Below are 12,965 nucleotides of genomic sequence, written 5' to 3' on the forward strand. Positions count from 1 at the left end.
AACCCTCGTTGTTCGAACTTTTTCTGGGCCGACTTAGACACACCAAGCGCTAAAGACCCGAGAGCATAGGCCGTTGCCTGTGTGATTTTACACCTTCGAGGACGGTTTAGGGTCTCCTCCACAAGCAGCGCGTTGACGAACTGGTCGGGCTGGAGATGGTGTAGCGCTTCGACGCCCAATTCCATCGTGGTCGCAGCTAACGTCTTTGGCCAATGATCAAATTTTCACGGGTTGGCGCAAATAGATGTTGATTTCCACTGAGAGCTGACCCGGCAGAGCTTGATAGGGGGTCAGCTCTCAGTGGAAATCAACACCCAGTTAATCTCAAGCGCCGTCGCTGCGAGCTTGAGTTCGAGCATGCAATTATGTTCTATAATTATGGCCATGCCGTTGACGTAGCTATTTCAATGACCTTCCCGCTTTTAAAGTATGGGTCGCGAGTTCATATCTCTTGAACTTTGTCCGAGCCAACATTGTGCGCCGATTGCCACCTAGCAATCCATCACCTCCACATTTTGGCGAGCGCAGTGATTTGCCGGATTTGGAGGTGGCGTCAGCTGGCTTCTCTGCCTAAAATTCGGGTATGTTTTCTCGGAAGATAACCTGCAGCCGTGGGGGATGGTAATCAACCTTTCCTCCCAGAACTGCGGTCTTGAGCATGGTAAGCGCTTCTCGTGCTTCCACCCGTGGGTTCTGGTCGATGACGGCGTCCATCGTGCCGTCGAGCAGAAAACGCTTGGTGCTTTCAGTCACCTCATGACCCACAAAGATAACGGACTGGGCAAGACCTGCTTCCTGCAGGGCTTGCCCGATGCCGGCATTGCCGGCGCCGATATTGTAGATGCCCGACAGGTCGGGATGCCGCTTCAGCAGCGACACGGTTTCCTCGAAAGCCCGCTGCCGATCGTCGCGGATTTCCCGAAGCTCGACGATCTCCAGATTGTGGAAATCTTCCGCAATGACATGGCGAAATCCCATCTCCCGTTCTTCATGGCCCCGGTAGGATAGTGAGCCCGCAAACAGCGCGATCTTGCGTTTCTCTCCGCGACTCAACAGTCTCCCGAGCAGATAACCGGCCAGCCGTCCGGCGGCGCGGTTGTCGATGCCGATATATCCAAGCCTCGGAACATGCAGAATATCTGAAACCAGTGTGACGATGGGGGCACCGGAGGCTGCCAGTCTGCGCATGGCCTCCCGTACCGTTGGATGATCCAGCGCAATGACGCCAACCCCTTGCGTGGTCGCAATCAGGGCATCGAGCTGCCTTGCCAGGCTGTCGGGATTGAAGCCTTCGATCGAATGCACGCGAACATCGATGTCGTCTTGAAGCTCACCCTGTTTGACGATCTGCTGAAGAAGATTGGCGATGAAAGTATTGGTGCCTGCTGGCAACACGAAGTCCAGCCGCAGCACCGTGCCGTTGGCTTCCTGCGTCCCGTCTGGTTCGGACGCATAGCCCAGCTTACGCGCAGTTTCGAGCACGGCCTTTCGGGTGCGCTCGCGCACGCCGTCACGATTGTTGAGGACCCTGTCTACCGTTGCCGGAGAAACCCCGGCTTCCCGTGCAATGTCCATCAAAGTCGAGCGCAAAATCTTTCCTTTCGAGAAATGATGGAAAATGATGTATTTCGACCGGCGTCAAATACAAGGCCCCAAACGGTATTTACTCCGCTTTATCCTCAGAAACTCCATCGCGGTTTTACAAGAAAATCCATCATAATACGTCATTCTGGCAGTCTCCCCAGCCTATCGACAAAGAAAAGCTTAAGCGGCTCCTATTGAAGATGTAATATGATGTATTATGATGTTGACATCGATCATTTGCGACGTCATTACTCCTCAAGTTGACAGGTGTGGAGGCCAGTCAGCTTGGGAGGAGAAACCAATGAGCGACATCTTTACGGTCTCGCGCCGCGGCTTGCTGGCCGCTGGTGCAAAAACCTTTGCATTGACGGCTGCAGTCGGTATTGCGCCGCAAATAATTCGGCCCGGCCGAGCATTTGCGGCCGATGCCCTGGCGCCGGGAATGGTCGGAGGGCCGACCGGATTTGATGGTGCCGAGCGTTATCAATACGGCCCTCAAACACCCGAGGGCCGTGCCATAGAAGCGGCGAAGGCGCTGAAGGCGGCCGGCAAGGCGCCGGAGCGGATCGTGCTGGGCCTTTCCGATGGATCGATCGGCCAGTTGACCCAGCCTTTCCCGGCCGGTGCGCCCTCAATCAAGGATCTTTGGGAAAAGGAAGCCGGTATCAAGCTTGATATCGTAGGTGTTCCCAACGGCCAGGAATTCACCAAAACGATGCAGGATATCTCCACCAAAGGCGGAGCCTTCGACATCTACGCGGTTGAATGGAACCGCCTGGGCGATCTCGCCGAAACCGCCGGCATCATCAAGCTTGACGAATATGTCGCGGCTCACAAGCCGGAATGGGACGATCCCGAGCGTGGTTACGTGAACGGTGCCAAGGGCGTCTCGCTGCTGAACCAGTATCGCGGCTCCACCTACGGGGTCTCGCTCGATGGCGATTTTCAGACCTGGAATTACCGTACCGACCTCTTCAATGACGAAGCCGAGAAGAAGGCTTTCGCCGATAAGTACGGTTATGCGCTTGCGCCGCCGCGCACCTGGAAGGAGCATTCCGATATCGCGGCCTTCTTCCATCGCCCGGACAAGGGCCTGTTCGGCTCCACCGACTTGCGCAATCAGGGCTGGGGCTATACCAACTGGTATCAGCGTTTCGTGTCCATGGGCTCGCCCAACCAATTCCTGTTCGGTGACGATGGTAAGCCGCTGATCAATTCCGACGCCGGCTATCTGGCGACACAGGAATATGTCGATAGTCTCAGCCATCATTCGCCGGATGCGATTTCCTGGGGCTGGCCTGAGCAATACGGCAACTTCGCCGGCGGTGGTGCCGCGATGACCTGCGCCTTCTCGAATCTGCCGAAGTTTCTCGACAACAAGGCGAACGAAGGCTCAAAGGTCACCGGCAAGATAGGTTCGATGCTGTCGCCCGGCCGCGAAGTCGATGGTAAGCTTGTGAGCCGTTCGGTGCTCTGGCTGAACCTTTCGGCCTGCGTTTCGGCCCAGAGCAAAAACCCGGAGGCGTGCTACCTCCTGCTGCAATGGCTGGGTTCGAGCCGCATCTATTCCTGGATGACGGCGAACCCCGGCGGATATTTCGATCCGTTCCAGCTCGCGAATTTCTCTGACCCCTTGGTGCGGCAGACTTACCACGATTACCACATGGACGTCGTCCGTGAGACCGTTGCCCGCACGGTGCCGACCATCAACTATCCCGGCGCGACGGCATTCCACAATGCGCTGGACGAAAACCTGATGGCGGCGCTGACCAAGTCGAAAACGCCGGAGCAGGCCATGGCGGATACAGAACGCCAGTGGCAGCGCATCGCGCGGCGAACCGGCGAAGAAAAGCTGCTTGAAGCCATCAAGACGAACAAGCAAGCCTGGCCGACGGTGCTCGATCCGCTGGCGGGTTGACGCGCGCCGCTGACATGATTGCCGGGCGCAGATCCCGCCCGGCAATCATCCCGTTTTCGAGAATGAAGTTTTTCCTGTCATGAAGCGCTCATTACCCTTTGAGGTTTTCCGTTACGCCGCCATCCTCCTGGCGCTCGCCGTGACGCTCGTCCCGACGCTCTGGATGGCCTCGATGGCCTTCAAGCCGATCGCTGAATGGTCTGCCACCGGCGCCGATCTGACCTGGTGGCCAAAAGCCCCCACGCTCGACAATTTCCGCTTTATCTTGGGTACATCCACCTCCGACCTCATCGTCGCGCTCGAAAGCACCGCCGGCAAGCCGATCCTGGCGTCGCTGCTCTCGGCCGTTTTTGGCACGCTGATCGCTATGACGGCGGGCACGGCCGGCGCCTATGGCTTGTCGCGCTTCGGCTCGGGGCAAAACCTGCCGCTGGCGCTGATCCAGCTCCGACTGTTTCCGCCGATGGCGGTGATGATCCCGGTGATGATCATGTGGGCTTTCTTCGGTCTTGTCGATACGTGGTGGGGGCTCGCCCTGATCTATGGCATCGTCACCCTGCCGTTCGCCTTCTGGCTGATGAAGACGTTCTTTGATGATATGCCGCGCGAAATCGAGGATGCGGCTCTGGTCGAGGGCTGCTCGCGCATGCGCGTCTTCATCAAGATCACGCTGCCGATGATGCGTCCGGCGCTTGCAAGCTCCGCCCTCTTCGTGTTCATCCTCAACTGGTCGGACTATCTCATCGCCCTGCTTTTGACGACGCGCGAATGGGTGACGATCCCGGTCTATATGGCATCGCTGTCATCCTCGATGACCGGCCAGCTTTACGGCGCCAAGGCCGCGCTTGGCCTGATCGCAGCCGTGCCCCCCGTCATCATGGGTATCGCCATCCAGAAGCATCTGGTTCGCGGCCTTACCTTTGGAGCGCTCAAGCAATGAGCAGCTTTGCAACCGAGGAGAAGCGCTCCGTGCCTGGCGATCTCACCCCATCCGACACGCGCACCGAGGATGCCCGTATTGAAGACGGTGGCCGCCGTCTCGGCTTTTTGTTGACGCTGCCGGCGCAGCTTCTCGTGCTGTTCATCGCGGTCTTCCCGCTGCTGATGCAGCTCTATATCAGCCTCACCGACTGGTCGCCGCTCGATGGTACCGGCTGGTGGCAGGCCTATGAGGTGTGGAACGGTTTTGCCAACTATACCGACCTTGCCATCGATAGCCGCTTCTGGGATGCGCTCGGCCGGACAGCGCTCGTCATGCTGATCTGCGTGCCGGTCGAATTCCTGCTGGGTCTTGGGCTTGCGATCCTGTTCATGGACAATTTCGCCGGCAAGCGGGTGTTCTATTCGTTCATGCTGATCCCGATGATGGTCGTGCCTGCCGTCGCCGGCTACATGTTCTTCATGCTGTTCCAATCGGGTGGCCCGGTCAACGACATCATCTCGACGCTGATCGGCCGGCCTTTCGTGCTCGCCTGGCTCTCGAGCCCCGGAACCGCACTGGCGGCGGTTATGATCGCCGATATCTGGCAATGGACGCCGCTGATGTTCCTTATCCTGCTCGCCGGCCTCGTTGGCGTGCCGGAAGACCAGATGCGCGCGGCGACCTTGCTGGGCGCCAGCTGGTGGCAGCGATTTTATACGATCGCGCTGCCGAAGATGAAGACGATCATGATCATCGCCCTGTCGATCCGCATCATCGAGAACTTCAAGATCTTCGATACTCTCTTCATCATGACCGGGGGCGGGCCGGGCGTCGCGACCGAAACAATCTCTGTCTACATCTACAAGGTGACGCAGCAGGATTTGATCTGGGGCTACGTTGCGGCGATCGCGCTGGTCATTCTCGTGGTTCTGTCCATCGTCGTATCGCTTGCCATCAGTCGCATGAATGCCGTGAAGGAGGCCTGAGCCATGACTGCGATCCACCTTCAAAATCTGGTGAAACGCTTTGGCGCTTTCACCGCGCTGAAGACCATGGACCTCGAAATCCGCGATGGCGAATTCATGGCGCTGCTGGGGCCATCCGGCTGCGGCAAATCGACAACCATGAACATGATCGCCGGCATGGAAAGCCCCAGCGAAGGCCGCATAACCTTCGATGGCGCCGATATGAACGGCATCGCCATGGGCAAGCGCGGCGTGGGTTTCGTGTTCCAGAACTACGCGATCTTCACTCACATGAATGTCTACGACAATCTTGCCTACGGGCTAAAGGTGCGCGGCACGCCGGCAAGCGAGCTGGATCGGCGGGTTAAGGCGATGGCCGATTTCCTTCAGCTGACACAGATGCTCGACAAGCCATCGGCCAAACTCTCGGTCAACATCCTGCAGCGGTTGGCGATCGGCCGTTCGGCGATCGTCGAACCGGCGATCTTCCTGCTCGACGAGCCGCTCTCCAATGTCGATGCCGCATTCCGTGCGGTTATGCGCACGGAGCTGAAACATCTCCAGCGCCAGTTCAAGCAGACTATGGTCTATGTCACCCACGATCAGCTGGAAGCGATGACCATGGCGGACCGTATTGCCGTCATGGACCATGGCGTGCTGCAGCAGGTCGGCACGCCGCTTGAGGTTTATAATGATCCCGTCAATCGCTTTGTCGCCGATTTTATCGGCTCGCCGGGCATGAACCTTTTGAGCGGCACGCTTGCCGAGAGCGACCGCGGCATGGTAGTCGATCTGGACGTCCTTGGTATCACCTCCCCACTGGAGCCCGCGCTCTCAGCCGCCGCCCGCGCGCAACCGGCAAGAGATGTGGTCTACGGCTTCCGGCCGGAACGCGTCGTGCTGGCGGCATCGGCGTCGGGTCTGTCCCTGCCGGTAACCTTCGTGGAGCGCATCGGCGCGCGGACGGTGGTTCATTTCGGCGATGGCGACAGGCGGGTGAAGGCAGTCTTCGATAATGATATCGCCATTCGCACCGGCGAGACCGTCCATCTTGCCATCGAACCGGGAGCCGCGCGTCTGTTCGATGCGGCAACCGGCAATGCGATCCGGGGAGCGTGATATGGCTGGCATTTCCTTCCGCAACGTCACCAAGCGCTTCGGCAAGACAATCGCGTTGAAAAACGCGAGCTTCGACATCCAGCCCGGTGAATTCTTCTGCTTCTTCGGCCCGCCATTGTCGGGAAAATCGACGGTCCTGAAGCTGATCCTCGGTCTGGAAACGCCGGATGAAGGCGAAATCCTGATCGGCGGCAGGCCCGTCAACAACGTCTCGCCGGCCGATCGCAACGTGGCGATGGTGTTTCAGAACCTGGCGCTCTTTCCGCATATGACGGCGGGGGAGAATGTGCGCTTCCCGCTCACCGAGCGGAAGATTCCGGAAGACAAGATCCGGGCGCGCGTCGAAGCGGTATCCGCCAAACTGCATATTGCCCATCTGCTGCACAAGCCGCCGGCACAGCTTTCCGGCGGCGAGCGGCAGCGGGTGGCGATTGCCCGCGCCCTCGTGCGCGATCCGGTCGCCTATCTGATGGATGATCCGATCTCGGCGCTCGATGCCCGGTTGCGCGAAGAGACGCGTGTCGAACTCAAGCGCATCCAGCGCGACCTCGGCCAGACCCTGATCTACGTCACCCACGATCAGGAAGAGGCGATGTCCGTCGCCGATCGCATTGCCATCATGGAGCACGGCGAAATCCGCCAGATCGGGGCACCGGGCGAGATCTACGATACGCCCGTCAGCCGATACGTCGCGCTGCTTCTGGGTGCGCCGATGATGAACATCATGTCTGCCGTTCGTGTCGACGGGATAAAGGCTGCCGATGGCACGATCACGCTGCCGATCGACGCCGTTCCGGCGGATGTCTCGGAAATCGGCGTCCGCCCGGAGGATCTGAAGGTCGAGCCATGGAGTGCGGCGCATGCGGGACGTGCAGCCAAGGTCTATGAAGTCGAACCGCTCGGCGGCTATACGGTCGTGACTGTCGATACTGGCGCGGACAAGCTTAAGGCGCTGATGCGCGGGCAGCCGGATATTCGCATCGACAGCGCCGTGGCGCTCAGTTGCAATCCGGCGAGAGCCCATTTCTTCAATCAGGCGGGGGAGGCGCTCGGCCTGTGAACGAACATATCAAACGGGAGGTCATTATGAGCGAAGCCAAGGGTTTTGCGCCGGATCCGCAGGTGCGGGTTCGGGATGTCAGGATCGGCTGCATCGGTGCCGGCATGATCATGGCGGAGTGCCATCTGGCGGCCTACAAGGAAGCGGGCTTCCCGGTCGTCGCCATCGCGTCGCGCACGCGGGAAAAGGCTGCGGCCGTTGCAGAGCGCTGGGATATTCCGACGGTGCATGACACGCCGGATTCGCTGATCAACGATCCGAACATCGAAATCCTCGATATCGCCTTTCCCCCGGACCGGCAGCCTGCGCTCATTCGCAAGGCGCTGGCCCAGCCGCACATCAAGGGTATCCTGGCGCAGAAGCCGCTTGCTCTGACGCTGGACGAAGCGATCGAACTGCGGGACGCCGCCGCCAAGGCCGGCAAGGTTCTCTCCGTCAATCAGAACATGCGCTACGACCAATCCATGCGCGTGCTGAAGCAGATCCTCGACGGAGCAGAGCTGGGTACGCCCATTCTCGCCACCATCGAGATGCGGGCGATCCCCCATTGGCAGGCGTTTCTTGAGGACTACGACCGGCTGACGCTTTCCAACATGAGCGTGCATCATCTCGACGTGCTGCGCTTCCTGTTCGGCGATCCCGATACGATCACGACGCTGACGCGCAAGGATCCGCGCACCACGTTCGAGCACAAGGACGGCATTACCGTTTCGACGCTCAGTTTCCCGGACGGCGTAATGGCCGTTTCGATGGAAGACGTGTGGTCAGGCCCGCGGGAAGAGGGGTTCGACAGCGACATCTATATCAAGTGGCGCGTCGAAGGCACCGACGGCGTGGCCCAGGGCACGATCGGCTGGCCGGACGGCTCGCCGTCTACGCTCACTTACGCCTCCAAAAAGACGACAGGCGGCAAGTGGGTTTCGCCGACATGGGAAACGATGTGGTTCCCGCATGCCTTCATCGGCGTGATGGAGCAGCTGCAATATGCCGTGAAGACCGGCGAGGCGCCAGCGCTTTCGGTTGCTGACAACGTCAAGACCGTGGCGTTGATCGAAGCCGGCTACAAGTCGATTGCCGAGGGCCGGACGGTCAGGCTTTCCGAAATTTCGATCCATTCATGAAAAACGAGGGAGGATTCTCATCATGATGCAAACCGGTATTTTCACGGGTTATTTCCCGTATGCGCTGGAGGAAACGGCGCGAAAGATCCGTGCGCTCGATTTCAACACGGTGCAGCTCGATATGCACTTCAAGGACATCGATCTCTCGGCGGGCCAGATCACTAAGGATAAGTGCGTGAAGATCCGCGAGACCTTTCGCGATCACAACCTGCCGATCTCCTGCGTTTCCGGCTACACCAACATCATCCACCCGGACAAGGCCGAGCGAGATCGCCGCGTCGGCTACCTCAAGGAAATCATCAAACACGCCCAGTATTTGGGCACGCCCTATGTGATCTCGGAGACTGGCACGTACAACACGGAATCGGACTGGGTCCATCACCCCAAAAACAAGACCGAGGAAGGCTTCGAAGAATGCCGCAAGGTCATCGCCGACCTGTCGCAATATGCCTATGATCACGGCGCGGTCTTCCTTCTCGAAACCTACGTCAACAACGTTGTCGGTTCGGTCGAGGAAACGGTGAAGATGTTTGCGCAGGTCGATCATCCGGGCCTCGGCCTGCTGATGGACCCGACCAACTACTTCGAGACCCACAACATCGATCGCATGGATCAGATCCTGAACCAAGTCTTCGATACGCTGTCCGACAAGATCAAGATCGGCCATGCCAAGGATGTGAAGCGTTCGGGTGACGACAAGTCGGAAAAGCATGCCGACATCGGCGATTCCGATGCGCTCGAAAGCCATACGTTCCGTGGCGTCGGTGAAATCGAACTGCCGGCGCCCGGTCTCGGCTCGCTGAACTACGATCTCTATCTCAAGCGTCTGGCGCAGAAGCATCCGAACATTCCGATGATCATCGAACATCTGGATGAGAGCGATGTGCCGCGCGCCAAGAAGTTCCTCGATGGAAAGCTGCGGGCGCAGGGCCTTTGATGACATCGCGGCCGGGCTGGCCCCGGCCGCTCCTCAGACAGCATGGCCTGCCTTCGGCAGGTGAGAAGGAACACGACGATGGTTGAACTTTACGGGGAAGCGAAGTCGCGGCGCGACCTCGCCGCCAGTGCAGGATCGTTTTCGCAATTTGCCGGCGTCCGGCTGATGACGCTCGGTGACGGGCTGGAGCGCGGCATCCGCCTGCTTGAGTTCAGAAGCGGCACGGGGCTGCGCTTCACCGTGCTGGTGGATCGCGCACTCGACATCGCGGACTGTGAGTATCGGGGCATGGCGATCGGCTGGCATTCTCCGTCCGGCTTCCGCCACCCCGGGCTTAGCGAGTACGAAGGCGAGGGCGGTCTCGGCTGGATGCGGTCTTTCTCGGGCCTGATGATCACCTGCGGCCTCGATCATATCCTATTCATGTATGACGAGCAGGCCGATCATTATAATTACAAGCCGAAGGAAACCGTCCGCCACTCGATCCACGGCCGTATCGGCACCATTCCGGGCAAGCTCAATGGTTACGGGGAACGGTGGGATGGAGACGAGTGTTATCTCTGGTGCGAAGGCACGGTCACACAGGGCACGGTTTTCGGCGAACATCTGGAATTGAAACGCCGCATCGAGATCAAGGTCGGCACCAATGACATCCGTCTCTCGGACAGGGTGGTCAATCGCGGCTTTTACCGCACGCCCCACATGTATTGCTATCATATCAATGTCGGGCATCCGGTTCTGAGCGAAGGGTCGCGGTATCTCGCGCCGCTCCGCGATGTCGTCTGGGCCGCCCATGCGGGTGACGATTACCGCAGGCAGGATGTCGGCTACCGCACCATGCCTGCGCCGCAACTCGGCTTTCACGAGCAGGTTTGGCAACATGAGATGGCGTCCGACGCGAATGGCGAGGTTCCCGTCGCGCTCGTCAACGACCGTCTGGGGCTAGGCTTCGAAGTGGTGACGCGCAAGGACCAGTTCCCCTGCATGTTCGAGTGGCAGAACCTGCAGGCTGGGCAATATGCGCTCGGCATCGAGCCTTCGACCAACCATGTCCTCGGTCACGGCGCGGCGCGCGATCGCGGCGAGCTGATCTGGCTGGAACACGGTGAGGAGCGCCGCTACGAAACCACCTTGCGTATTCTCGGCGATGCCGCTGCCATTGCGGCAAGCGAAGCGCGGATCACGGCGATCGCGCGGCAGCCGAGCGAAGACTATCCGGCCCCGTCCGGCAATCACGTTGCGCTGGGGGGACGCTGATGAACGTTCAGATAACTGCCGTTGCAGAAGAAGGAAAATCCGCGATGTCCGTTGCCGGCAAAGTTATTCTCTATACCGGTGCCGCCGGCGGTCTCGGCATCGAGACGACGCTCGCGTTTCTGAGGGCTGGCGCCAGGGTGGTGGCGATCGATAACGACCCGGCGAAGAATGCCACGCTCGAAGCCGCGGCATTCGCCGAGGGCTTGAACGGGCTTGGTCTGAAGGCGCTTGATCTGTCGGATCTCGCCACGCTGCGCAGTTCGCTGGAAGGTCTCGCAAAGGAAGTCGGCGGATTCGACGTGGTTATCAACAATGCCGCGATCTATCCGTCCAAACCGTTCGAAGACTATTCGATCGAGGAAATGCAGCGTGTCCAGCGCATCAATGTCGATGCGGGGATCGTCTGTGTGCAAGTCGCCTTGCCGTATATGCGTCAAAAAGGCTGGGGGCGCATCATCAACATCGCAAGCGTCACTGCCTTCGGCGGCTGGGCAAATCTTTCGCCTTACGTCCAGTCCAAAGGGGCGCTCATCGGTCTCGCCCGCGCCTGGGCGCGCGAGTTCGGGGCCTATGGTATTACCGTCAATGCCGTCGCGCCCGGCGCATTCCCGACGGATGCGGAAAAGATCCATCCCGATCCCGAAGGTTATACACGCTTCGTGCTCGATCATCAGGCGATCAAGCGTCGCGGCAGCGCCGCCGACATCGCTAACGCACTGATGTTTCTGGCATCGGACGCGGCGGGTTTCATCACCGGCCAGACGCTCAATGTCGATGGCGGCTGGGTTATGAACTGAGCATGTCTCCTGAAAGTGCACAGCGGTTTCGGGAAAAAGACATGCGCAAACAAATACCTATAGCACGTCGCGTGAATCCCGAATCACTCGATGTGCTATAGCCTCATCACTGCGAATGTGCCATTCGTCCGTCTCATTCGCCAACAGGGGAGTTCTGGGTGGCTCAGCAGGTCTATCTCGCCGTCGGTTCGCTCAACAGGGAAGCGCCGTATTTTCAGGGCGCACGCGGCGAAGGACTGACCATATTCGCGTTCGACGAAACAACGCTCGAATGCGAACGCCTCACTGCCACGAACAGCGTCGACAACCCAACTTTCCTCGCGGTCGATGCTGCTGATGGTGTGGTCTATGCCAATTCCGAAGTTTTCGGCTGGCACGAAGGCACAGTGAGTGCCTTCCGGTTTTCCCAAGAGACGAACACGCTCTCCTATCTCAACAAGCAGCCGACCCTCGGCAGCATTGCCGCCCACAACATCGTCACGCGCGACCGGCGTTTCGTGCTGGTCGCCAATTATGCGATGGGCTCGGGCGGTCCGGACAAATCGATCGCCGTGTTTCCAATCCTTGCCGATGGCGCTCTTGGCCCTGCCGTCGCATCGCTGCGGCTAGATGGCGAACCTGGCCCGGTCGCGGACCGGCAGGAGCGTCCACATGCGCATATGGTCACGGAGACCGCCGAAGGCGGCAGCGTTCTCATACCGGATCTCGGTCTGGACCGTGTCGCGGAATACAGGCTGGAAGAGGATGGCAGCTTGTCGTTCGTATCGGACGTCGCGCTTCCCGCCGGCGCAGGCCCTCGGCACATAGCGCAGCATGCAAACGGGCGTTTCGTCTATATCTCGAACGAACTTGGTTCGAGCGTCTCCTTCATCTCAAGGAAACCCGGCGCGCTGGCGGTAGAGCAAACACTGTCGACTGTCCTCCCCGGCGTCGAATCCCACGCTGCGGATATCCATCTATCCTCTGATGGCCGTTTTCTCTACTGTTCCAACAGAGGTGACGATAGCATCGCCTGCTTCATCGTGGATCAGGAGACTGGTATGCTGACCCTTCAGGAGATCGTCCCATCCGGCGGCGCAACGCCGCGAAACTTCGCGCTGTCTCCCAGTGGCCGACATCTGCTGGTCGCAAACCAGAATGGCGATGCGATCGTCATCTTCAGGCGCGATGAAAAAACGGGTGCGCTCACCGACAGCGGCAAGCGTATCGAAATCGGCACCCCCGTCTGCGTGAGGCCCTTTATCCTGTGACGGACGAGAAGCACTCTCCGCGAAAAGGCCGTCGC

General features: G+C 59.4%; 11 protein-coding genes. 10 read left to right on the plus strand and 1 reads right to left on the minus strand.

The genetic code is table 11. The features are described 5' to 3' along the window. Nucleotides 1–570 precede the first annotated feature (570 nt). Entirely contained in the window at nt 571–1,590 is a 1,020-nt protein-coding gene (locus PYR65_RS27630) for a LacI family DNA-binding transcriptional regulator (protein WP_276121966.1), read from the minus strand. A 295-nt stretch (nt 1,591–1,885) separates the two neighbouring features. Here PYR65_RS27630 and PYR65_RS27635 point away from each other — a divergent pair, with 295 nt between their 5' ends. From PYR65_RS27635 to PYR65_RS27680, 10 genes are all read left to right on the plus strand, one after another. Continuing rightward, complete coding sequence (locus PYR65_RS27635) at nt 1,886–3,502, plus strand: extracellular solute-binding protein (RefSeq protein ID WP_276121967.1); 1,617 nt, start codon at nt 1,886–1,888, stop codon at nt 3,500–3,502. Nucleotides 3,503–3,581: 79 nt separating this feature from the next. Next, nucleotides 3,582–4,442, plus strand: coding sequence for a carbohydrate ABC transporter permease (locus tag PYR65_RS27640; protein ID WP_276121968.1), 861 nt, complete (start codon nt 3,582–3,584; stop codon nt 4,440–4,442). Then, nucleotides 4,439–5,410: a carbohydrate ABC transporter permease gene (locus tag PYR65_RS27645; protein WP_276121969.1), complete on the plus strand. Its 972-nt coding sequence runs from the start codon at nt 4,439–4,441 to the stop codon at nt 5,408–5,410. The genes PYR65_RS27640 and PYR65_RS27645 overlap by 4 nt, the downstream gene beginning before the upstream one ends. 3 nt (nt 5,411–5,413) lie before the next feature. Next, complete coding sequence (locus PYR65_RS27650; RefSeq protein WP_060641043.1) at nt 5,414–6,508, plus strand: ABC transporter ATP-binding protein; 1,095 nt, start codon at nt 5,414–5,416, stop codon at nt 6,506–6,508. Between the two features lies 1 nt (nt 6,509). After that, on the plus strand, nt 6,510–7,568 hold the full coding sequence (locus PYR65_RS27655) for an ABC transporter ATP-binding protein (RefSeq protein ID WP_276121970.1): 1,059 nt from the start codon (nt 6,510–6,512) through the stop codon (nt 7,566–7,568). A gap of 26 nt (nt 7,569–7,594) precedes the next feature. Next, complete coding sequence (locus PYR65_RS27660; protein WP_276121971.1) at nt 7,595–8,689, plus strand: Gfo/Idh/MocA family protein; 1,095 nt, start codon at nt 7,595–7,597, stop codon at nt 8,687–8,689. A gap of 22 nt (nt 8,690–8,711) precedes the next feature. Then, the gene (locus tag PYR65_RS27665) at nt 8,712–9,626 is read left to right on the plus strand and encodes a sugar phosphate isomerase/epimerase family protein (protein ID WP_060641041.1); all 915 of its coding nucleotides are present in this window, start codon (nt 8,712–8,714) and stop codon (nt 9,624–9,626) included. A 78-nt stretch (nt 9,627–9,704) separates the two neighbouring features. Then, nucleotides 9,705–10,883 (plus strand): aldose 1-epimerase family protein, encoded by a 1,179-nt coding sequence (locus tag PYR65_RS27670; RefSeq protein WP_276121972.1) that lies wholly within the window; start codon nt 9,705–9,707, stop codon nt 10,881–10,883. After that, nucleotides 10,883–11,680: an SDR family NAD(P)-dependent oxidoreductase gene (locus PYR65_RS27675; protein ID WP_060641039.1), complete on the plus strand. Its 798-nt coding sequence runs from the start codon at nt 10,883–10,885 to the stop codon at nt 11,678–11,680. The genes PYR65_RS27670 and PYR65_RS27675 overlap by 1 nt, the downstream gene beginning before the upstream one ends. Before the next feature lie 158 nt (nt 11,681–11,838). Further along, nucleotides 11,839–12,930, plus strand: a complete 1,092-nt coding sequence (locus PYR65_RS27680; RefSeq protein WP_060641038.1) for a lactonase family protein — start codon at nt 11,839–11,841, stop codon at nt 12,928–12,930. Nucleotides 12,931–12,965 lie beyond the last annotated feature (35 nt).

It is taken from the genome of Pararhizobium qamdonense, from assembly GCF_029277445.1.
GTDB classification, from domain to species: Bacteria; Pseudomonadota; Alphaproteobacteria; order Rhizobiales; family Rhizobiaceae; genus Pararhizobium; species Pararhizobium qamdonense.

Bases quoted from the DNA above. Each gene is read 5' to 3' on its own strand.
- PYR65_RS27650 (WP_060641043.1), top strand. From the start codon at position 5,414: ATGACTGCGATCCACCTTCAAAATCTGGTGAAACGCTTTGGCGCTTTC.
- PYR65_RS27655 (WP_276121970.1), top strand. From the start codon at position 6,510: ATGGCTGGCATTTCCTTCCGCAACGTCACCAAGCGCTTCGGCAAGACA.
- PYR65_RS27645 (WP_276121969.1), top strand. From the start codon at position 4,439: ATGAGCAGCTTTGCAACCGAGGAGAAGCGCTCCGTGCCTGGCGATCTC.
- PYR65_RS27675 (WP_060641039.1), top strand. From the start codon at position 10,883: ATGAACGTTCAGATAACTGCCGTTGCAGAAGAAGGAAAATCCGCGATG.
- PYR65_RS27660 (WP_276121971.1), top strand. From the start codon at position 7,595: ATGAGCGAAGCCAAGGGTTTTGCGCCGGATCCGCAGGTGCGGGTTCGG.
- PYR65_RS27665 (WP_060641041.1), top strand. From the start codon at position 8,712: ATGATGCAAACCGGTATTTTCACGGGTTATTTCCCGTATGCGCTGGAG.
- PYR65_RS27635 (WP_276121967.1), top strand. From the start codon at position 1,886: ATGAGCGACATCTTTACGGTCTCGCGCCGCGGCTTGCTGGCCGCTGGT.
- PYR65_RS27640 (WP_276121968.1), top strand. From the start codon at position 3,582: ATGAAGCGCTCATTACCCTTTGAGGTTTTCCGTTACGCCGCCATCCTC.
- PYR65_RS27670 (WP_276121972.1), top strand. From the start codon at position 9,705: ATGGTTGAACTTTACGGGGAAGCGAAGTCGCGGCGCGACCTCGCCGCC.